The sequence below is a fragment of the Mesorhizobium norvegicum genome (assembly GCF_004919685.1).
Taxonomy (GTDB): Bacteria; Pseudomonadota; Alphaproteobacteria; order Rhizobiales; family Rhizobiaceae; genus Mesorhizobium; species Mesorhizobium norvegicum.
In genome coordinates this window covers 115,961-138,083 of record NZ_SMYZ01000047.1, presented here as the reverse complement: position 1 = coordinate 138,083, position 22,123 = coordinate 115,961, and the positions used below count along the sequence as shown (strand labels likewise).

Genomic DNA, 22,123 nt, shown 5'->3' with positions numbered 1-22,123 from the left:
GAAGGATCGCCAGCCTTTGGAACCTTCGCCGCCGGCATTGCTCTGACTGGACGGTTGCCAGATGAGAAGTCAGCGGGACAGCGCCCCCCTCTGCCTTGCCAGGCATCTCCCCCACAACAAGGGGGGAGATTGGCTGTCATTTCCGCTTTCGCCAATCTCCGACGTGGATGCCGTACCGATAACCTCGCAGGTAATTGAAATACGTCTCCTGTCGGCCTAACCATTCCCGCATGACCACGTCCCAAACCTCCGCCGGCAGCCTCATTCGCGAATGGCGCACGCGCCGCCGCATGTCACAGCTCGACCTCGCGATGGAGGCCGAGATATCGCAGCGACATCTGAGCTTCGTCGAAAGCGGCCGCGCCGCACCCTCGCGGGACATGGTGCTGCATCTGGCCGAGCAGCTTTCGATCCCGCTCAGGCAGCGCAACCAGTTGCTGCTCGCCGCAGGCTTTGCCCCCAGCTTCGGCGAGAGGCCGCTCACTGACGCGAAACTGGCGCCGGCGATGGCCGCGGTCGAAATCGTGCTCAAGGGGCACGAGCCTTTCCCGGCACTCGCTGTCGACCGCCACTGGAACCTGGTTTCGGCCAACGCCGCCATCGCTCCCTTCCTTGCCGATGTCAGTGAGGCTTCGCTACTGACGCCGCCGGTCAACGTGCTTCGCCTCAGCCTGCATCCCGGCGGCATCGCACCGCGCATCGTCAATCTCCAGGAATGGCGGACGCATCTGCTTGAGCGCCTGAAACACCAGAATGACGCCAGCGGCGACCCGGTGCTGGTCGAGCTGGAGCGTGAGCTGAGGACTTATCCGTCCGGTTTGAAAGGCAGCCGGCCGACACCGGTCGAGCCGAATGCCATCGTACACCCGCTCAGGCTGGCGCATGGCGATCAGGTGCTGTCGTTCATCAGCACCATCACCGTCTTCGGCACGCCGCTCGACGTGACGCTGTCGGAACTGGCGATCGAATCGTTTTTCCCGGCCGACGAGCAGACGAGGACGGTGCTGGTGCGACTGGCGAAAGAGCGGGCCGAACTGTCGTAATCACCCTTCAGGCAAAGATGCCTTGCGGGTGCGTGTGCGCTCCAGGCCAAGCTGACGCTCGCGCCAGATGATGAAAATCCCGGCGGCAACGACGATCAGGCCACCGACAAGCATGTTGAGCGTGGCGACATCGCCGAAGACGAGATAGCCGACGACGACGCCGAGGATCATCGAGGTGTATTCGAAGGGCGCCACGACCGAGGCCTCGGCATGGCGATAGGCCGCTGTCATCAGGATCTGGCCGAGGCCGCCGCAGAAGCCGGCGGCAACCAGAAGAGCCGCCTGGAGCGGCGTCAGCACCTGCCAGCCGAACGGCAGCGACAGCAGCGACATGACGCTCGCCGTCACCGAAAACCACAGCACGATGGTCGCGGTGCGCTCGCTTTGCACGAGATTGCGCACCAAAAGCATGGCGACGGCCGAGATCGCCGCCGCGACAAGAGCGGCAACAACGCCGAGCACCTCCTGGTCGTCGAGCGCCTCGTCGGAACTCAGCAGCGTCAACTCCGGCCAGGAGATGATCAGCACGCCGACCAGGCCGACCGCGACCGCGCTCCAGCGATAGACGCGGATAGCCTCGCCAAGGAAGATCGAGCTGAACACCACCACCAGCAGCGGTTGCGCGTAGTTCAGCGTGATCGCTTCCGGCAGCGGCAGTCGGGTCAGCGCGAAAAAGCCAAGCCCCATGGCGCAGACACCGACAAGGCCGCGCGCGATGTGATTGAACGGACGCTTGGTGGTGAACGCAGTGCCTAGCTTTCCCCTGAAAGCCAGAAACGCGATGATCGGGAAGATGGCGAAGAAGGAGCGGAAGAAGACGATCTCGCCCGCCGGAACGGTGCCTGCCGCCTTGATGCAGGTCTGCATGCCGACGAAGACCGCCACCGACACGATCTTGAGCATGATGCCGGTGAGCGTGTTGTGCCCGCCGGCATGGCCACCGGCGGTAACAGCGTTGGGGGCCGGCCTGGCCGTCACGCCGGCGACGCTTCCCGGATCGTTGCCCAAATGCGCGCCGGCGTCGCCGGCATGTCGATGTGTTTGACACCATAGGCACGCCAGAGTGCGTCGGTCACCGCATTGAGCGCCGCAGGTGTCGAGCCGATGGTGCCGGCCTCGCCTGCCCCCTTGATGCCGAGCGCATTGGTGGTCGACGGCACGTTGCGGGTCTCGAAATGGAAGAACGGGAAATTGTCGGCGCGCGGCATGGCGTAGTCCATGAAGCTCGCCGTCAGCAGCTGTCCGTCCTCGCCATAGATCGTCTCCTCGGTCAGCGCCTGGCCGATGCCTTGCACGACGCCGCCATGTACCTGGCCGGCGAGCAGGATCGGATTCACGGTGACGCCGAAATCGTCGACGATGGTGTAGCGGACGATCTCGGTCGCGCCGGTGTCGGGATCGATCTCGACCTCGCAGATATGGGTGCCGTTGGGATAGGTGCACTCGTCCTGCACGAACTCGCCGAAGCCCTTGAGATCATCTGATGTCTTGGCGGCCTTGGCGATGGTGGAAAAATCGATCGTGCGATCGGTGCCGACGATGCGGGCAACACCATCAGACAGCTCGATGTCGCCGACTGAGGCCTCCAGCTCGTCGGCGGCGATGCGCCTGATCTTGTTGGCCAGATCCTCGCCCGCGCGGGAAGCTGATACACCCCCCAGCGGAATGGAGCGCGAGCCGCCGGTGCCACCACCGGCCTTCAGCTCGTCGGTGTCGCCCTGGCGGACATGGATCTTGTCGATGTCGAGATTGAGCTTTTCCGACAGGAACTGCGCATAGGCGGTGGCATGCCCCTGCCCGTTGGTCTGGGTGCCGATCTTCAGCGTCACCGTGCCGTCGCCGTTGAGTTCGACAAAGGCCGGTTCGGAACCCGGAAAGGCGCAGGCCTCGATATAGGTCGCCATGCCGAGGCCGCGGATCTTTCCGCCGGCTTTCGACTGCGCCAGCCGCGCCGGGAACGCTTTCCATTCGGACCGTTCAATGGCGCGCTCCATATGGCCTTCGAATTCACCATTGTCGTAGAGGCGGCCGGTCTGCGTTCGGTAGGGAAACTGCTCCGGCCGGATGAAATTGCGGCGGCGAATCTCCTCGACAGGCAGGCCGAGATCATGGGCGCAGGCGTCGACAAGCTTTTCCAGCAGGAACGCTGCTTCCGGCCGGCCGGCACCGCGATAGGCATCGACCGGGCAGGTGTTGGTGTAGAGGCCGGTGACTGAGACGTCGAGCGCCTGGATATCATAGACGCCGGTCGACATGGTGACGCCGATATAGGGAATGAACGGACCATATTGCGAGATATAGGCGCCGATGTTGGCCAGCAGGTCCACCTTCATGCCGAGGAAGCGGCCATCCTTGTCCAACGCCATCTCGGCCGTCACGGCATTGTCGCGCCCCTGCGCGTCGGTCAGGAAGTGCTCGGTGCGGTCGCCGGCCCACTTGACCGGACGGCCAAGCCGCTTTGCCGCCTCCAGCACCAGCGGGTATTCGCGGTAGACGAAGCTCTTGGGCCCGAAACCGCCGCCGACATCGGGCGTGATGACGCGCAGCTGAGCCTTCTTGATCTTGAACAGGGCGGCCAAGATGTACTGCATGGAATGCACGCCCTGCGACCCCGTGGTCAGCACGTAGCGGTTCTCCTCACCGTTCCACTCGCCGATCGCCGAGCGCGGCTCCATGTAGTTGCAGACCAGCCGGTTGTTGACGAATTCGATGCGGGTGACATGGGCGGCCTTGGCGAAAGCCGCCTTGGTCTTCGCCTTGTCACCCATGTGGTAGGCGAAGGCGCGGTTGGAACCAAGCTCCGGCCAGACCAGCGGGGTGCCTTCGGCAAGTGCCGTTGCCGTCCCGGAGGCCGCATCTTCGCTGTCATAGTCGACGTCGATCAGTTCAGCGGCATCCTGCGCCAAGGCACGGCTGTCGGCGACAACGAAGGCAACGGCATCGCCGACATAATTGACCCGGTCGCGGCACAGGATCGGGATGTCGCGCGTCGGAGCCTTGGTGCCATCCGGCTGTTCCTGCATGACACCGGACTTGAGATCGCCGAGATGAGCAAGGTCCTTGCCGGTCAGCACCAGATGCACACCAGGTGCCGCCTTCGCCGCCTCGATCGAACCGATGGTGAAGCTGGCCTTGGCGACCGGCGAGCGCAGGACATAGCCATGCAGGACGCCAACCGGCTGGATGTCGTCGGTATAGCGGCCCTGCCCCTGGATGAAGGCGGCATCCTCGCACCGCAGCACCGAGGCGCCCATGCCGAATTTCGGTGTGACGACGGTCATGGATGCCTCGTGATGATGACGGGAGAAGGAACGCCTGAAATAGGCATTGCCTCAGTTTTGTCGAGGGGCCGTTTCGTGTAAAGAGCGCGGACTTCAAATTTCTTGGACCAGCGGACACAATCCGCCGCCAAGGCTATGGACAGGAAAACCCACGGAATGCGCACGGACACCGGCCAGGTCTTCAAGCTCGAAGACTATCGCCCCAACGACTACCTCATTCCGCAAAACAACCTCACCTTCCGCCTTTCGCCAGACGCAACGCACGTCACCGCCTTGCTCACGGTCGAGCGCTGTGACGGCGTATCCGCGTCGGCTCCGTTGGTGCTCGACGGCGACGGGCTGACGCTCAAGCGCATCGAGATCGACGGCAAGAAAGTAAAACCGGCGGATATGCTGGCGAGCCCGGACCAGTTGACCATCCTCAAGCCGCCGGCCGCGCGCCGCTTCCAACTGCTCATAGAGACCGAGCTGGCGCCGGCAGGCAACGAAGCGCTGATGGGCCTCTACCGCTCGAGCCATGTCTACTGCACGCAATGCGAGGCCGAGGGCTTTCGCCGCATCACCTATTTCCTCGATCGACCCGACATCCTGTCTGTCTACACGGTGCGCATGGAGGCAATGCGCGACGAGGCGCCGCTGCTCCTGTCCAACGGCAACCCGGTCGACAGAGGCGACCTCGGCGACGGCTGGCACTATGCGGTGTGGCACGATCCTTTCCCCAAGCCGTCCTATCTGTTCGCATTGGTGGCCGGCAATCTCGGCCAGCTCGCCGACAGTTTCGTCACCCTGTCCGGCCGCACGGTCGAGCTCGGCATCTATGTCGAGCCCGGCAAGGAGAAGCTTGCCGGCTACGCGATGGACGCCCTGAAGCGGTCGATGAAATGGGACGAGGAAGCGTTCGGACGGGAATACGATCTCGACGTCTTCAACATCGTCGCCGTGTCCGACTTCAACATGGGCGCGATGGAGAACAAGGGCCTCAACATCTTCAACGACAAATATGTTCTGGCCGATCAGGAGACCGCGACGGATGCCGATTTCGCCAATATCGAGGCGATCATCGCGCACGAGTATTTCCACAATTGGACAGGCAACAGAATCACTTGCCGCGACTGGTTCCAGCTCTGCCTGAAGGAAGGCCTGACCGTTTTCCGCGACCACGAATTCTCCGCCGACCAGCGCTCGCGAGCGGTCAAGCGCATCGCCGAAGTGCGCACCTTGCGCGCCCACCAGTTTCCCGAGGACCAGGGCCCGCTGGCGCATCCGGTGCGGCCGCGCCGCTACCGCGAGATCAACAATTTCTATACGGCGACGGTCTACGAGAAGGGCTCCGAAGTGGTGCGGATGATCCGCACAATTCTCGGGGTCGACGTCTTTCGCGCCGGCATGGACCTCTATTTCGAGCGGCACGACGGTGACGCGGCAACGATCGAGGATTTCATCAAGGTGTTCGAGGATGCGTCCGGCTGCGACCTGTCGCAATTCGCGCTCTGGTATCATCAGGCGGGAACGCCCAACCTGACGATCAGTTCGACGCACAATCCGGCTGCGCGCGAGTTCACGCTCGAAATCGAGCAGTCGGTGCCGCCGACACCCTCCGAAAGCCGAAAGCGGCTGATGCACATCCCGCTCGCGTTCGGCCTGATCGGCGCCGGCGGCAAGCCCGTGGAGTATAGCGGCGTCGAGGGCGCCAGCGTCGAGGACGGCGTCATCCATGTCCGCAAGCGCCGCCACATGGTGCGGTTTTCAGGCGTGACTGAGCGCCCGGCCGTGTCGCTCAACCGCGGCTTTTCGGCCCCAGTGACACTGTCCGTCGAGCAGAAAGCCGACGACCAGTTCTTCCTCGCCCGCCATGACAGCGACGCCTTCTCGCGCTGGCAGGCCTTCAACACATTGCTGACTGACGCACTGATCGCGGCCTTCCGCGAGACCCTCGGCGGCAAGCAGCCGGTCTTCGCGCCGCGGCTGACCGAACTCGCCGGCAGCATTGCCGACGATGAGGCGCTGGAGCCGGCCTATCGGGCGCTGGCGCTGGCACTGCCAGGCGAAGCCGACATTGCCCGCGACATCGGCAGGAATATCGACCCCGATGCCATCTATGCGGCTCGCGAGGCGCTGGCGCTGGCGATCGGCACCGCGAACCGTGATGTTTTTTCGAGCCTCTACCTCAGCCTTGCCGACAAGGCAGCGTTTAGCCCTGACGCGGCGAGCGCCGGACAACGCGCCTTGCGCAACACCCTGCTGGATTATCTATCGCTGCAGCCGGGCGGAGCAGCACTCGCCGCCGGGCATTTCCAGTCGGCGACCAACATGACCGACCGCGCGGCAGCACTTGCCGTGCTCGCGCATCGTCACCACGGTTCGCCCGAGGCGACCAAGGCGCTGGCGGCTTTCGAGACAACTTACGGGTCCGATCCGCTGGTCATGGACAAATGGTTCCAGATCCAGGCCAGCGTTCCGGGGCCGCAAACCGTCGACACAGTGAAGGCCCTGACCAGCCACCCGGCCTTCTCGATGGGCAACCCGAACCGGGTGCGCTCGCTGATCGGCACGTTCTCCAGTGCCAACCAGACCGGCTTCCATCGTGCTGACGGCGAAGGCTACTGGTTCTTTGCTGAGACTGTGCTCGAGGTCGAAAAACGCAACCCGCAGGTGGCTGCAAGGCTGGCGACGGCGCTCAGATCCTGGCGTTCGCTCGAACCTTTGCGGCAGGCCAAGGCCAGGGAAGCGCTGCTTTCGATCGCCGGCGCCGAAAGCCTGTCAGCGGATCTGCGGGATATTGTCGAGCGCACGCTGGCGTAAGCGCGCGCTCCACAAGGGGCATTAGGCCGTTTCGGCGTTATTTTAGTCGATTTTTAATCTTTTTTCGCCGGACCACTGGACAAGGCGAATCACCTTTGATTCTTTACTGACGATTCGGATGTGCGGCGTTTGCCGGATCACCAAGCAGCATAGGCAAATTCGGGGAGTGCCATTTATGGCGAAGGCGGACGCGTGGGGCGCGCCCGGAGGGACGGCTTTTGCGCATCGCGAGGCGCGAAGCGACGGCCTTGCAGGGAATACGCGGCTCATCGCCGAACCGGCCTACCGGCGGCTTTTGGCCGCCGAGCCGCTGCTGCGCCGATCGATACCCGTCCTCATCATCACCTTCCTGATCGTCATCGCGGCGCTGCGCGTGCTGTCGCTGATGAACGAGCGCGACGATGTCGAGCGCAATGCAAAGGCGATCCTGACGCTGGCGGCTGGCCATCTGGCCAGTTCGCTCGCCACCAGCTCGGATACGGTACCTGGCGCCATCCAGGATCTGCTGGAGACCACCAGCCGTCAGGGCGCGATGGGCCGCAGCCATGTGCTTGTCATCACCGACAGTGCTTTCAAGATCGTCGCGGTGACACCGCGCTCGGTGCCATGGCAGGGCCATTCGCTCGACGGCCTCGTCGAGGGCGGCCAGCCGTTGTTCATGTTCGGCGATCGCGCCGGCGTCATGGACGTCAACATCGACGGACGGGACTGGTATGCGGCGGTCAGCCTGGCGAATGGCCGAAAGGGTGCTTCGGCGGCCCTGGTGCCGCAGGACGCGGTTTTCGATACCTGGCGCAAGACTGTTTCGCTGAACGTCACCCTGTTCGTGCTGACGGCCGGCGTGCTGATCGTCATCCTCTACGCCTATTTCGGCCAGGCGGCGCGTGCGCAGGCTGCTGACCGCATCTACCTTGAGGCGCATCAGCGCATCGACATGGCACTGGTTCGCGGCCGCTGCGGCCTGTGGGACTGGGACATGGTGCGCGGCAAGATGTACTGGTCACGCTCGATGTACGACATGCTCGGCTACAAGCCCTGCGACACGATGCTGTCCTTCGGCGAGGTCGATCAGATCATCCACCCCGAGGACGGCGACCTGTTCGAGCTCGCCAACAGGATTGTCGCACGCGAGATCGACCATATCGACCAGGTGTTCCGGATGCGGCATTCCGACGGCCAATGGGTATGGATGCGCGCTCGGGCACAAGTCATCGATCCGGAAGCCCCGGAGATCCAGCTGATCGGCATCGCCGTCGACGTCACCGAACAGCGTCATCTGGCGCTGCGTTCCGAGGCGGCCGACCTTCGCCTCAGAACGGCGATCGAGAACATCAACGAATCCTTCGTGCTGTGGGATTCGGCGCAGCGCCTGATCATGTGCAATTCCAAATACCAGCAGGACAACGGGCTTTCGGACCGCGACGTGATGCCGGGCACCGCGCGTGCGGCACTGGAAGAACGCATGCTGGCCTTTGCTTCCGAACGGCGGCTTGCCAACACCAGCGGACTGCAAGGCGGCGCCACTTTCGAGCGCCAGCTGGCGGATGGCCGCTGGCTGCAGGTCAACGAACTGAAGACCCGGGACGGCGGCATCGTCTCGGTCGGTTCCGACATCACCCAGATCAAGCTGCATCAGGAGAAGCTGGTCGACAGCGAGCGCCGGCTGATGGCGACGATCCATGATCTCAGCCTCGCCCGGCGGGCGGAAGAGGAGCGTTCACGCGAACTGGTCGACCTCAACCGCAAATACATGAAGGAGACCGAACGGGCCGAGGCGGCGAACCGGGCCAAATCCGAATTCCTGGCCAACATGTCGCATGAGTTGCGCACGCCGCTGAACGCCATCATCGGCTTCTCCGAACTGATGGAACAGGGGTTGTTCGGCCCGCTTGGATCGGAGCGCTACGAGGAATATGCCACCGACATCAACAGCAGCGGCAAATATCTGCTGGGCGTCATCAACGACATTCTCGACATGTCCAAGATCGAGGCCGGCCAGTTCTCGCTGGACCGGGAAGAGATCGACCTCGGTCCGCTGATCAGCGAAACCGTTCGCGTCGTCTCGCTGCAGGCGGCGCAAAAGGCCATCACCGTGGAAACACGCATCGCCGACGCGCTGACGCTGGTCGCCGATCGCCGTGCGATCAAGCAGATCGTCATCAACCTTTTGTCCAATGCGGTGAAATTCACCGGCCAGGGCGGCCACATATCGGTCAGGGCCCGCAACACATCCGGCGCACTGGTGCTGACCATCGAGGACAATGGCTGCGGCATCCCCAAGGATGCGCTCGGCAAGCTCGGGCGGCCCTTCGAACAGGTGCAGAACCAGTTCTCCAAGAGCCACGCCGGGTCCGGCCTTGGCCTCGCCATCTCGCGCTCGCTGGCTGAACTCCAGGGCGGCGCGCTAAAGATCCGTTCGACCGAAGGTGTCGGCACGATCGTGTCGGTGCGCATTCCGGTGAAGAAGGCCGCGCCGGTCGTCAGGGTCGCGGCCTGAGCAGCAGGCTCCGACTGAGACTGCCGGAGCCTGCTCCAAACTGCCTCACTGCATATCGCTGTTGTCGCCGTCGTCACTCCATTGACGGTGGCGGCCGAAGCGGCCGCCCTTCGGCAGTTCGCTCTTTTCGATCTTGCCGTCATTGTTCCTGTCGAGCATTGCGAAGACCTTCTTCTCACGACTGGTGAGATCGTCTGTGGTCAGCGTGCTGTCGCCCTTGGTGTCGTAGCGGGCGATAATGCGTTTGGCCATCTGCTCGAAACGCGCCTTCTCAAGCGCGTCGGCAAGCTGGGCGACGGTCAGCTTGCCGCCATTGTCGGCGACGAGCTTCTTCAGCCGCGCGTTCATGGCGTCGGAAAACTGGTCGAAGGTGATGGTGCCGCCGGAATCGCTCATCGCCTTGTTGAGACGCATCAGCGTGCCCTCGCGCATTTTTGCGCTGGCATTGTTTTCGGCATAGGCAGTGGTGCCGACGGCGCCGGCCAAGGCTACGAAGGCAAGGGCAAGTTTCGTTGACTTTCTCATGGTCTTCTCCTGTTGCATCGTCACCCCCGATGCGGTCCGAGATAGCCGCTCGTCGCGGTCATCCCGTACGAAGCAAAAGGTCGAAGTCTTTCCTGACCTTTTGCGACGTCTCTTTGAGGTGTGCTTCCAGCACACCGAAATCCGGCAGGTCGGTCACCGCCAGAAGCAGATCCGAAAGCCCCGGCGGAACATCGTCACGCTCAAAGGCTCCGGTGAGGCACAGCCGCGTCATCTGGGTCAGCGCCAGATAGAGCGCGTAGGCGTCGCCAAGGTCCTGCCTGATCCCCGCATCGGCAAAACCCGGTGCGAGGCGCGACAGGATCTCGGCCGTGCCAGTGGCACGTGCAATTGGCACGGCCGGGGCACGTGCAATTGGCACGGCCGGGGCATGCGATTCAGTCTCGACCTGCCCGGTGATGACAGCCACCTGGGCGATGAATTCGAGATCGATGAGGCCGCCGGGGATCAGCTTGATGTCCCACAGTTCGCGCGGCGGCTTTTCATTTTCGATCATGGCGCGCATGTTCGAGGCTTCGGACATCACCTTGGCGGCGTCGCGTGGCTGTCCAAGCACCGCCGCCACTTCCGCTTCAACCTCGCCGCACAGGCTGGCGTCGCCGGCAATGGCGCGTGCGCGCGCCAGCGCCATGTGCTCCCAAGTCCAGGCCTCCTGGCGCTGGTATTTCTTGAAGGCATCGATATGGGTGGCCACCGGACCCTTGTTGCCGGATGGCCGCAGGCGCAGGTCGAGTTCGTAGAGCACCCCCTCCGCCGTAGGCGCGGACACGGCCGCGATCAGACGCTGCGTCATGCGGGTGTAGTAATGCGAAGGCGCCAGCGGCTTGTCGCCGTCGGACTCTTCGGCATCCGGCGCGTGGTCGTAGAGCAGGATCAGGTCGACATCCGATCCGGCGGTCAGTTCGCGGCTGCCGAGCTTGCCCATGCCAAGCAGCGAAACCACGCCGCCGGCAATCGTGCCGTGGCGCGCCGCGAATTCTGCCGTCACCGCCTGCAACGCCGCCTCGATGGTGAGATCCGCCAGATCGGAAAAGGCACGGCCGGCCCGCGCCGGATCGATCGAGCCGGCGAGCAACCGGACGCCGATCAGGAATTTTTGCTCGGAGGCAAAAATGCGCAGCCGGTCGAGCACGTCCTCATATAGCCGGTCGCCCTCGACAAAGGCGGAAAGCCGCGCTGACAGATAAGCGCGGTCCGGCAGTTCAGTCAGCAAGGCCGGGTCGAGCAGACCATCGAAGACATGCGGCCGGCGCGTGATGATCGCCGCCAGCCGGGGCGCGGCGCCCATGATCGTCGCCAGAAGCTTCAGCAGGGCCGGATTGGACTGCAGCAGGGAAAACAGCTGGATGCCGGCCGGCAGGCCGCCAAGAAACTCGTCGAAGCGCAGCAGGGCTTCGTCGGCCCGGCGCGTCTGGCCGAAGGAGCGCAGCAGCGCCGGCGTCAGCTCCGTCAGCCGCTCGCGCGCCTCCGCCGACTGGGTGACCCGATAGCGGCCGAAATGCCAGCCTCGGATGACCCGGCAGATGTCGCTTGGCCGCTGAAAGCCGAGGCCGTGCAAGGTCTGCAACGTGTCGGGGTCGTCGACATCGCCGGTGAAGACCAGATTGCCGATACCGGTCGACAGTTCCGGTGCGGTTTCGAAAAGTGCCGCGTAGTGGCGTTCGACCTGCTGCAGCGAGGCGCGGAACGCCAGGGCAAAGGCAGAAGCATCGGCGAAGCCCAGCATGCGGGCGATGCGCTCCAGCCCCTCATCGTCTTCCGGCAGCGTGTGCGTCTGCTCGTCGGCAACCATCTGCACGGCATGTTCGACGCGGCGCAGGAACCAGTACTGTCGAGCCAGCGCGTCACGCGCATCAGCGGTGATCCAGCTGCGTGCGGCGAGCTGGCCGAGCATCGGCACGGTCTCGCGGCCGCGCAGTTCCGGGAAGCGGCCGCCGGCGATGAGCTGCTGGGTCTGGACGAAGAACTCGATCTCGCGAATGCCGCCGCGCCCGAGTTTGACGTTGTGACCCTTGACCGCGATCTCGCCATGGCCCTTGTGAGCGTGGATCTGGCGCTTGATCGAATGGACGTCGGCAATCGCCGCGTAGTCCATGTATTTGCGCCAGATATAGGGCTGCAACTCCTTGAGGAAGGCCGCACCCGCGGCCAGATCGCCGGCCACCGGACGTGCCTTGATCATGGCGGCGCGCTCCCAGTTCTGGCCGCGCGCCTCGTAGTAGCGCAGTGCGGCCTCAACCGGGATGGCCAGCGGGGTCGAGCCGGGATCGGGGCGCAACCTCAGATCGGTGCGGAAGACATAACCATGCTCGGTGCGGTCCTGCAGGATGCGCACCAGGCGGCGCGTCAGCCGCGAAAACAGTTCGGTGGCGTCGAGCGGGTCGACGACTGCAGGCGCTTCCGGATCGAAGAAAACCACAAGATCGATGTCGGACGAGAAATTCAGCTCATGCGCGCCGAGCTTGCCCATGCCGAGCAGGATCCAGCCCGATTGCTTCGACGGATTGTCGAGATCCGGCAGTTTGAGCTTGCCCTGGCCATGCGCGTCGCGCAGCAGGAAGTCGACGGCGGCGCGGGTGCAGGCATCGGCAAGGTCGCTCAGCCGCCGCACCGTCAGCGCTGTTTCGGCTTCTCCGGCAAGATCGGCCAGCGCGATCAGGAAATGCGCCTCGGCTTTCCACTGGCGCAGGTCCATCATCAGGCCGGATTCCGAGACCGCCTCGGCCAGATACGCCTGGTCGATGGCGGCGCCGATCGCTTGCAGCCGAGCCTCGACGGGCTGGTCGAAGAGGCCGTCGAGGATCCGCGGCCGGCGGCGTGCCGTATCGCGCAGGAACGGCGACAGATCGAAGACGGCGGCGAGGAAATCCTGGCCCTCCCCTTTGCCGGCCAGGAACTTGGCCAGCCGCGTCAGCCCTTCTTCCCGTGCCGCTGAAGCGATCTCGGCCAGTTCTTGCCGCGCACGGTCCTCGTCCAACGGAGCAAGGCTGGCTGCCGGCTTCAGCAGCCAATCCGTCGCCGCCCGCTTTGCAGCCGTGCTCATCAGTGATCCTCCCGTGCCTGGAAACTCATGACCACGGATAGTCCGGGATTGCCAGGCAAGAGATCAAGCCGGCCATTGTGGAACGTCATGACTGCCTTGGCGAGGCTGAGGCCAAGGCCGGACCCCGGCTGCGAACGGCTTTTCTCCAGCCGCACGAAACGTTCCGTGGCGCGGGCGCGGTCGCCATCATCTGGAATGCCGTGGCCATTGTCGGTAACCGACAGCCGAACGTCCGCACCGGTCCGCTCAAGGGCCACGCGCACGGCCGGCTGGGCGGTGGCGTCGGTCGAATATTTGATGGCGTTGTCGACGATGTTCGACAGCGCCTGGCCGATCAGTTCGCGGTTGCCGTTGACGAAGGTCGCCTCCCGGACATCCGCCTCCAGCGAGACGCCCGCCTCCTCCGCCACCGGCTCATAGAGCTCGACGACATCGCGCACGGCTTCCGCAAGATCGACGCGGTTGGTGTTCTCCGACGAGTAGCCAGCCTCCAGCCGGGAGATCATCAATATGGCGTTGAAGGTTCTTATCAGTTGGTCGGACTCGGCGATGGTGCCTTCCAGCGCCTGCCGGTAGTCTGATGTCTTGTGCTTGCCCGAAAGCGTCGCTTCGGCCCGGTTGCGCAACCGGGTCAGCGGCGTCTTCAGATCATGCGCGATGTTGTCGGAAACCTGCTTCAGGCCTTCGTTGAGCGTCGCAATCCTGGCCAGCATGGAATTGAGGTTTTCGGAGAGCCGGTCGAACTCGTCACCGGCGCCGGTGACCGGTAGCCGGCCCGACAGGTCGCCGCCCATGATGCGGCGGCTGGCTTCCGACACGCTGTCGATGCGCTTTAGCGCGGCGCGGCCGACAAAGAACCAGATCAGCAATCCGCCAAGCCCCATCATGCCGAGCGCCAGCATCAGCGCGCGGCGGATGACGGCGCGGAACCGCTCCGGCTCGCCGAGGTCGCGGCCGACCAGCATGATCATCTGGTTCGGCAGCCGCAGCACCAGCGCAATGGCGTTGTGACCCTTTTCGCCCTGCGCCTGCGCGTCGCTCTGCTCGGGTTGGGTGGTGGTACCCTGCTCGGCGGGCAGATTGCGCAGACGCTCGAGCTCTCCCTCGCCAAAGCGCTGATAGGAGAACGGGCTGTTGGTCCAGCCTTCGTTTTCGAGAACGCCCGGCTCCAGGCTCTGCACGTTGCCGGTCAGGATCTGGCCGTTGGCGTCGGCGATCAGATAGAGGTTGGCGCCGGGCTGGCGGGAACGCTGTTCCACCACGCGCACCAGGATCGGCAGGCCACCGCGCTGATAGGCGCGGGCAAGGCCGAGCACCTCGTCGTTGATGGTCTCCTGCGTCTGCGCCGTCAGCATGCGCGCCGACAGCGAGGTCATGTAGAAGACGAGCGCCACCGCGCAGAGCGCGAAGAGCAGGAGGTATAGCGCCGAAAGCCGCGCTGCCGTCGTCTTCATGATGGCTGGCACGGAAAGAGCCATGCTGCTGCCTAGATCAGCATGGCGTTTGGTCGAATCGTCATGCCGATCTAGCTCTTTGTTGGAGCATGATCTTTTCCGAAAACCGGTTCCCACTTTTCGGGATCATGCTCTAGCCGCCCTTCAGCATATAGCCGGCACCGCGAACCGTATGCAGGATGGGCTTGTCGAAGCCCTTCTCGATCTTGCCGCGCAGCCGCGAGACATGGACGTCGATGACATTGGTCTGCGGATCGAAATGATAGTCCCAGACATTTTCGAGCAGCATGGTGCGCGTCACCACCTGGCCGGCATGCCGCATCAGATACTCCAGCAGGCGGAATTCACGCGGCTGCAGCGTGATCTCACGCGCCGCGCGACGGACCGAATGCGACAGCCTGTCGAGTTCGAGATCGCCGACGCGGTAGACGGTTTCCGCTTCCTTGGCGCTGGCGCGGCGGTTTAGCACCTCGACGCGAGCCAGAAGCTCGGAAAAGGCATAAGGCTTGGTCAGATAGTCGTCGCCGCCGGCGCGCAGGCCGGTGACCCGGTCATCGACCTCGCCGAGCGCCGACAGGATCAGCACCGGCGTCGTGTTGCCCCTGGATCTCAGACCGGCAATGACCGACAGGCCGTCGCGGCGCGGCATCATCCGGTCGATGACCATCACGTCGTAGTCGCCGGCATCGGCGAGCGCGAAGCCGGTTTCGCCGTCACCGGCGACATGCGCGGTGTGACCGACCTCGGTAAAGGCTTTCTGCAAGTAATCCGCAGCCTCGCGATCGTCTTCTATGACGAGAATCTTCATAGGACTGTTATACGCGATTTCGCCGGAAGGTTGAGTGGCAGACATCTGCATTGTGGCCTTTGCCAAAGCGCATCGCGATCAAGATGATCCCAAGCCGTGCGCGATAAAAGTCCTCGCTCCCGATGTTGTTGCATCAGCGCTTTTGAATTGTGCGGCAGCGGGCGATGGGAAGCCCGCTGCCGCCGGGGGAAGGCGCGATGACTGACTAACGCGCGCTCCTCCATGCTTTCCCGTGCGGCGGCTCGGGGGTGTTTGAAACTGCCGCACTGGAAAAGTCGAACAGCTTCCGAAACCAAACTCCGGTTCCGGAGCCAGCGTCAGCCCTTGGCGACGGGCAGCGCGACGAAACGATTGGCGTCGTCGCGGGTGATCTGCATCAGCACTGCCTTGCGGCCGGATTTGACTGCTTCGGTCATCGCCTTGGTGACGTCATCGGTGCCGTTCACTTCGGTCGAATTGACAGCGGTGATGACATCGCCCGGCTGGATGCCGCGATCGGCGGCATCGCTGTCGGGATCGACATCGGTCACCACCAGTCCCTTGCCGTTTTCGGACTTGGTGACGGTGAGGCCGAGATCGGCCAGCGTGTCCGGCTTGGCCGGAGCGGCGGGCTGCTGGTCGACAGACGCCTGCTTGTTGCTCGAGGGCAGCGTGCCGAGATCGACCTTGACCGTCTGGCTCTTGCCGTCGCGCCACACCGTGACATCGACCGACTTGCCAGGCGAATAGGCGCCGATCAGCCGGGCCAGTTCCTTCGGCGAAGCAACGTCCTTGCCGTCGACCTGGGTGATCACGTCACCGGCGGCAATGCCGGCCTTCTTGCCGGGACCATCGTCCTGGGCGCTGGAAACCAGCGCGCCGTTGTTGGACTTCAGACCGAGCGATTCGGCGATGTCGGAAGTGACCGGCTGGATTTCGACACCGAGCCAGCCACGCTGCACGGAACCGCTCTTCATCAGGTCCTGAACGACCTGCTTGGCGGTCGAAGCGGGAATGTCGAAGGCGATGCCGACGCTGCCGCCGGACGGCGAGAAGATCGCGGTGTTGATGCCGACGACCTGGCCGTTGAGGTTGAAGGTCGGGCCACCCGAATTGCCGCGGTTGACCGAAGCATCGATCTGGATGAAGTCGTCATAAGGGCCGGCGCCGATGTCGCGGCCACGGGCCGAGACGATGCCGGCGGTGACGGTGCCACCGAGGCCGAACGGATTGCCGACGGCCACCACCCAGTCGCCGACGCGAACCTTGGAATCGTCGGCGAAGTCGACATAGGTGAACTTGCCTACGCCATCAACCTTGAGCACGGCGAGATCGGTGCGCGGGTCGGTGCCGATCAGCTTGGCGTCGAGTTCCTTGCCGTCATTCATCACCACGGTGAAGGCCGAGCCTTCCGAAACGACGTGGTTGTTGGTGACGAGATAGCCGTCATCGGAAATGAAGAAGCCGGACCCCTGCGCAACCGGCCGCGGCTGGTCGTTGTTGTGGTCGCGATGGCTGAAGCGGCGATTGCCGCCACCCTGGCCGTTCTGGTCGCCGAAGCCACGGAATTCCTTGAAGAAGCGGCGCAGCTGCGGATTGTCGGGCATGTTGTTCATGCCGTCCGGATCGTCGGACTGGTCCGAGCCGTCATCGGCCGCGGGCTCGATCTTGGCCTTGACCTTGACGCTGACGACGGCGGGAGAAACGCGCTCGACGACATCGGCGAATCCCGGCACCTGCGGCGCCTCGATGCGCACGGCGTCAGCCAGAACAGGGCTGGTTCCACTGGTCAGCGCGCCGACGCCGATCGCACCGGCAACGGCGATGGACGCCACTGCAGCCATGAGACGCTTGCGGGTGACGGAATATGAATGGGGGGCAATATTCATGGATTTCTTATCCTCTTTCAAACGGACGCTGCTTGATCGGCATCCTCGGGAACGAGAATTAGAGAGGCGCACATTACAGCGCCATTTCCGACACATGAAACTTTGGTAATGTTTGGCAGCGCCCGCGACGTCAGTCGCGGCGCAATATGGTGTCCAGTGCCGCCTGTTCTTCGGCGGACAACGATTTTGTTGCCAGCGTGCGGCGCGATCGCGCGGTCAGCACGATGAAAACGCCTCCCACCAGCAATAGCAGGACAGGCGTGCCCCACAGCAACGCATTGCGCAGGTCGAAACGCGGCTTCAGCAGTACGAACTCGCCGTAACGCGAAACCACGTAATCCATCACCTGCTGGTCGGTATCGCCGGCGACGAGGCGCTGGCGCACAAGGATGCGCAGGTCACGGGCAAGGTCGGCGTCGGATTCGTCGATCGACTGGTTCTGGCAGACCATGCAGCGCAAGCCTTCCGACAGCGCCCGCGCCCTCGTCTCGAGCGTCGGATCGGCCAGCACCTCGTCAGGCTTCACCGCCAGGGCCGTGCCGGCAAAAAACAGCGCCAGCAGCAGGACAATTGAGGTCAGCGAAAGCCGTGCATTCATGGCAGGCCCGCGGACGTCACCGCGCTCGCCTGCTTGCGCCGCCGCGACGGCGCGCCGACGCGCAGCCGCCGGTCCATCAGCGACATCGCCGCGCCCGCCATCATCATCAGGCCGCCGCCCCAGATCAACGTCACCAGCGGCTTCCACCACAGACGCACGACGACGGAACCGTCCTTGCCCTCATCGCCGAGCGAGATGTAGAGCTGCGAGAAGCCGATCGTCCTGATGCCGGATTCCGTCGTCGTCATCTGCCGCACCGGATAAAACCGCTTGGCGGAGCTGATCTCGCCGACAGGACTGCCGCTGACGCCGATCAATTCGAAGCGGCCGCGGTCCTCGGCGTAGTTCGGTCCCTGGGCCGGATAGAGCCCGACGAAGCGCAGCGTATGGCCGGACAGTTCGACGGTCTCGCCGGCATGCATCGACAGGATCTTTTCGGTGCCGAAGCAAAGCGTCCCGACGATGCCGAGCGTGGTCAAGCCAAGGCCAAGGTGGGCGAAGGCGGTGCCGAAGACCGAGCGCGGCAGGCCGAGCAGGCGCCTGACCATGATCCCGGCTGCGACATTGCCAAAGCCGGATTTGACGGCGAGGTCAGTGAGCGCGCCAAGGATCAGCCAGACGGCGAGGCCGACGCCCAGGGCCGCAAACACCGAGGCGCCGTCGATGAACAAAGCGGTGACCAGCGTTGCCAGCAGGGCGGCGGCAAACGCCACCATCAGGCGCTGCGCGACGGCGAAGACATCGCCGCGCTTCCAGGCCAGCAACGGCCCGAATGGAACCACCAGCAGCAGGGGCACCATCAGCGGCCCGAAGGTGAGGTTGAAGAATGGCGCTCCGACCGAGATCTTGTCGGCTGAAAAGGCTTCGACGGCCAGCGGATAGAGCGTGCCGACGAGCACGGTCGCGGTCGCCGTGGTCAGGAACAGATTGTTGAGCACGAGCGCGCCTTCGCGCGAAATCGGATGGAACAGGCCGCCGGCCGTCAGCCTGGAGGCGCGCAGCGCAAACAGCGCCAGCGAGCCGCCGATGAACAGCGTCAGGATGCACAGGATGAAGACGCCGCGCGTCGGATCGGTGGCGAAGGCATGCACCGAGGTCAACACGCCTGAGCGCACCAGGAAGGTGCCGAGCAGCGACAGCGAAAAGGTCAGGATGGCGAGCAGCAGCGTCCAGATCTTCAGCGCCGAGCGCTTTTCCATGACGATGGCCGAATGGAGCAGCGCGGTGCCCGCCAGCCACGGCATGAAGGAGGCGTTCTCGACCGGATCCCAGAACCAGAAGCCGCCCCAGCCGAGCTCGTAGTAAGCCCAGTACGATCCCATGGCGATGCCGCCGGTCAGGAACATCCAGGCGACCAGCGTCCATGGCCGCACCCAGCGGGCCCAGGACGCGTCGATGCGGCCTTCGATGAGGGCCGCGACCGAGAACGAAAAGCAGATCGAGAAGCCGACATAGCCGAGATAGAGGAACGGCGGGTGGATGGCGAGGCCAAGATCCTGCAGGATCGGATTGAGATCGCGGCCTTCGATGGGCGCCGGGTTGAGCCGGATGAACGGATTGGACGTCGCCAGGATGAACAGGAAGAAGGCGGCGCCGATCGCACCTTGCACGGCAAGCACATTGGCGCGCAGCGTCGCCGGCAGGTTGGAGCCGAAAGCGGCGACAAGCGCGCCGAAGAACGTCAGGATCAGCACCCAGAGCAGCATCGAGCCTTCGTGATTGCCCCAGGTTCCGGTGATCTTGTAGATCAGCGGCTGCAGCGAATGCGAGTTTTCCCACACGCTCGCCACCGAGAAGTCGGAGCTTGCATAGGCGCTCGCAAGTGCTGCGAAGGACAGCGCCGTCAAGGCAAAGCCAGTCACCGCGACCGGACCGCCGACGGCCATCAGGCGCTGGTTGTTCAGGCGTGCGCCAAACAGCGGCACGAGCGTCTGCACCAGCGACAGCGCAAACGCCAGAACCAGGGCGAAATGTCCGGTTTCAACCATAGACTGTTGCTCTCCTGCCAGAGCTATTCACTCTTGCTCTCCTGCCAGACGCCCTTGGCCTTCAAGCCGTCGGCCACTTCCTTGGGCATGTAGCGCTCATCATGCTTGGCCAACACGCTGTCGGCAACAAAGACGCCGTCCGGGCCGAAGGTGCCTTCGGTGATGACGCCCTGCTCTTCGCGGAAAAGGTCGGGCAGGATGCCGGTGTAGGTGACCTTGACCGATTTGTGCGTGTCGGTGACCGAAAAGCCAACCGTCGCCCCTTGCCCGCGCTGGATCGTGCCCTTTTCAACCAGCCCGCCCAGCCTGATGCGCTGGCCGGGCTGGACGCTTGCCGTGGTCAGGTCGGCCGGCATGTAGAAATAGGACGCCTTCTGGCCAAGCGCATAGAAGGTCAGCCCGGTGGCCGCGCCCAGGAAAGCCAGCCCGCCGGCGATCACCGACAATCGTTTCTGTTTGCGCGTCATGTCTGCCTCTACTCCGTCGCCGTCAGGCCAAGCGAGGCGGCAAAGGCGGTGAATTTTTTCGCCTCGTCACTGTCGGCTCCAAAGACGGCAATGGCGCGACCGAGCGCCTCACGCGCCTGAGCGGCCTTGCCCAGCACGACGTAAGAACGAACAAGCCGCATCCATCCTTCCACGTCACGCGGATTTTGTCGCAGTTTGTCGTCGAGGCCGGCGACCATGGTGTTGATCATGGCTTCCCGATCCTGCGGCGACATTGAGGATGCGGCGTCGATATCGCCGGCATCGGGTCCGTTGGTGGCGCTGCCGGAAGCGATTTCGGGGCTGCCGGACTTGGCCAGCGCCTGCTCGACCGCACCGCGCCATGGCGACTCCGGCGGCAGCTTGCCCAGCATCGTCTGCCAGGCCGTGACCGCTTCCTTGGTTCGGCCCTCCTGCGCCAGCGCCATGGCCAGGTAGAAACTGGCCTTCGCATTGGCCGGATCGAGCTTCAAGGCCGCCTCGAAGGCATCCTGTGCATCGGCCGAGACAATGCCGCCTGCGGCGCTGGCGATCGCCTCGCCGAGACCGGCCTGGCGAACAGCGCTGTCGCCATCAAGGCGAATGGCGTTGCGATAGGCTGCCGCCGCGTCGGAAAAGCGCTGCATGCGCAGATAGACCGGTGCGAGCACATCCCAGCCCCTGCCATCGGCAGGATTGGCGGCCAGATGGGCTTCGGCCCGCGCCACCAGTTCGTCGACCGAACTGTCGGCCGGATTCTTGGCCAACCGCTCGCTGAGCGGTTGCGACGGCAGGTCAGGAGAGCCGAGCTGGCTATAGAGACCCCAGCTGACCAGCGGGACCGCCAGCACGGCTACGGTTGCCACTAGCCTTGCCGCGACCGAGGCTCGGCTGACAGATGTACCGCCCGCCGTTCCCGCATTGTCGAGGCGAAGGATGCGGCGAGCAATCTCGGCGCGGGCCTCGGCGGCTTCCGCCGGCTGGATCAAGCCACGCGCGGCGTCGCGGTCAAGCTCGGACAACTGGTCGCGATAGACTTCGAGATCGTGATCGCCGCTTGACGACGCGCCCTTCGAGCTGGCGGCCAGCGGCAGCAGCACCGCCAGGCTTGCACCCAGCGTGAGAATTGCGGCTATGACCCAGAACAGCATGGTTCTTCCAATAACGGCAGAGCTCTGCCGTGCCAACACAGGTTTCCTGCGACGCTTTGACGGCAGGCGCGCCGGATGTCCTTGATCAACATCAACCGGCCGGATACCAACCAGCTCTGGTTGACTGTCAGGTCAGCGGCGTCCAACTGCCGTCGGCGTTGCGGCAAGCGGTTCCACGCGCCGTGACCCCGGCGCCGCCGGTGAACACCGTCTGCGTGTACTGGCGGCAGTCCTGCGAACCGACGCGATAGGGCTGTGCCGGAACCACCTCGCCGTAGCGCGAAGCCTGGGCGCCCTTCCACGTCACCTTCTGGCCGCTGGTCGTGTATTCGAGCGCCTTGTATTCAGCCTCGAGCGCACTGCGCTTCTCGGTCTCGCTGAGGCCGGCGCCGATCGACCCACTGATGAGGCCGCCGCCCATCGCCGAAATGATCGTCGTGGTCACCTTGCCGCTGGAAGGAGGCGTCGAGGCCGGTGTCACTGCTACGGTGGGGCCCTTGCCGCTCAAGGTGGTGCAGCCGGAAACGGCCAGCAATGCGGAAACAAGCGCGACGCGAATCTTCATGCCAACAACCGGTTTTCT

The 22,123-nt window shown here is 64.1% G+C and carries 15 protein-coding genes; 3 read left to right on the top strand and 12 right to left on the bottom strand.

The features are described 5' to 3' along the window. Positions 1 to 230 precede the first annotated feature (230 nt). Positions 231 to 1,043: a helix-turn-helix domain-containing protein gene (locus FCU66_RS20160; RefSeq protein ID WP_136622311.1), complete on the top strand. Its 813-nt coding sequence runs from the start codon at positions 231 to 233 to the stop codon at positions 1,041 to 1,043. On the opposite strand, the gene FCU66_RS20155 is transcribed toward FCU66_RS20160, so the two are convergent. Beyond that, the gene (locus tag FCU66_RS20155) at positions 1,044 to 1,946 is read right to left on the bottom strand and encodes a DMT family transporter (protein WP_246093971.1); all 903 of its coding nucleotides are present in this window, start codon (positions 1,944 to 1,946) and stop codon (positions 1,044 to 1,046) included. Between the two features lie 71 nt (positions 1,947 to 2,017). Beyond that, entirely contained in the window at positions 2,018 to 4,324 is a 2,307-nt protein-coding gene (locus tag FCU66_RS20150) for a xanthine dehydrogenase family protein molybdopterin-binding subunit (RefSeq protein WP_136622309.1), read from the bottom strand. A gap of 156 nt (positions 4,325 to 4,480) precedes the next feature. Between FCU66_RS20150 and pepN the strand changes: the two genes are divergently transcribed. Both pepN and FCU66_RS20140 read left to right on the top strand, forming a co-directional pair. Beyond that, the gene (pepN, locus tag FCU66_RS20145; protein WP_136622308.1) at positions 4,481 to 7,126 is read left to right on the top strand and encodes an aminopeptidase N; all 2,646 of its coding nucleotides are present in this window, start codon (positions 4,481 to 4,483) and stop codon (positions 7,124 to 7,126) included. A 175-nt stretch (positions 7,127 to 7,301) separates the two neighbouring features. Beyond that, the gene (locus tag FCU66_RS20140) at positions 7,302 to 9,623 is read left to right on the top strand and encodes a PAS domain-containing sensor histidine kinase (RefSeq protein WP_136622307.1); all 2,322 of its coding nucleotides are present in this window, start codon (positions 7,302 to 7,304) and stop codon (positions 9,621 to 9,623) included. A 45-nt stretch (positions 9,624 to 9,668) separates the two neighbouring features. Here FCU66_RS20140 and FCU66_RS20135 read toward each other — a convergent pair whose 3' ends face one another. The 10 genes from FCU66_RS20135 to FCU66_RS20090 form a co-directional block, all read right to left on the bottom strand. Continuing rightward, the gene (locus FCU66_RS20135; protein WP_136622306.1) at positions 9,669 to 10,148 is read right to left on the bottom strand and encodes an EF-hand domain-containing protein; all 480 of its coding nucleotides are present in this window, start codon (positions 10,146 to 10,148) and stop codon (positions 9,669 to 9,671) included. Between the two features lie 58 nt (positions 10,149 to 10,206). Then, complete coding sequence (locus FCU66_RS20130; protein WP_136622305.1) at positions 10,207 to 13,209, bottom strand: bifunctional [glutamine synthetase] adenylyltransferase/[glutamine synthetase]-adenylyl-L-tyrosine phosphorylase; 3,003 nt, start codon at positions 13,207 to 13,209, stop codon at positions 10,207 to 10,209. After that, the gene (locus FCU66_RS20125) at positions 13,209 to 14,687 is read right to left on the bottom strand and encodes a sensor histidine kinase (protein WP_136622304.1); all 1,479 of its coding nucleotides are present in this window, start codon (positions 14,685 to 14,687) and stop codon (positions 13,209 to 13,211) included. The genes FCU66_RS20130 and FCU66_RS20125 overlap by 1 nt, the downstream gene beginning before the upstream one ends. A 109-nt stretch (positions 14,688 to 14,796) precedes the next feature. Beyond that, positions 14,797 to 15,471, bottom strand: a complete 675-nt coding sequence (locus FCU66_RS20120) for a response regulator transcription factor (protein ID WP_168992198.1) — start codon at positions 15,469 to 15,471, stop codon at positions 14,797 to 14,799. 317 nt (positions 15,472 to 15,788) lie between these two features. Beyond that, on the bottom strand, positions 15,789 to 17,339 hold the full coding sequence (locus FCU66_RS20115) for a Do family serine endopeptidase (protein ID WP_136622302.1): 1,551 nt from the start codon (positions 17,337 to 17,339) through the stop codon (positions 15,789 to 15,791). 130 nt (positions 17,340 to 17,469) lie between these two features. Continuing rightward, positions 17,470 to 17,937, bottom strand: coding sequence for a cytochrome c-type biogenesis protein (locus tag FCU66_RS20110; protein ID WP_136622301.1), 468 nt, complete (start codon positions 17,935 to 17,937; stop codon positions 17,470 to 17,472). Beyond that, the gene (locus tag FCU66_RS20105; protein WP_136622300.1) at positions 17,934 to 19,925 is read right to left on the bottom strand and encodes a heme lyase CcmF/NrfE family subunit; all 1,992 of its coding nucleotides are present in this window, start codon (positions 19,923 to 19,925) and stop codon (positions 17,934 to 17,936) included. The genes FCU66_RS20110 and FCU66_RS20105 overlap by 4 nt, the downstream gene beginning before the upstream one ends. A gap of 23 nt (positions 19,926 to 19,948) precedes the next feature. Continuing rightward, positions 19,949 to 20,392 carry a cytochrome c maturation protein CcmE gene (gene ccmE / locus FCU66_RS20100; protein WP_136622299.1) on the bottom strand — a complete coding sequence of 148 codons (444 nt, stop codon included), beginning with the start codon at positions 20,390 to 20,392 and terminating at the stop codon, positions 19,949 to 19,951. 8 nt (positions 20,393 to 20,400) lie between these two features. Next, a complete protein-coding gene (gene ccmI / locus FCU66_RS20095) occupies positions 20,401 to 21,540 on the bottom strand; it encodes a c-type cytochrome biogenesis protein CcmI (RefSeq protein WP_136622298.1) in 1,140 nt (379 codons plus the stop codon). A gap of 127 nt (positions 21,541 to 21,667) precedes the next feature. Beyond that, complete coding sequence (locus FCU66_RS20090) at positions 21,668 to 22,105, bottom strand: hypothetical protein (RefSeq protein WP_136622297.1); 438 nt, start codon at positions 22,103 to 22,105, stop codon at positions 21,668 to 21,670. Between the last annotated feature and the right edge of the window lie 18 nt (positions 22,106 to 22,123).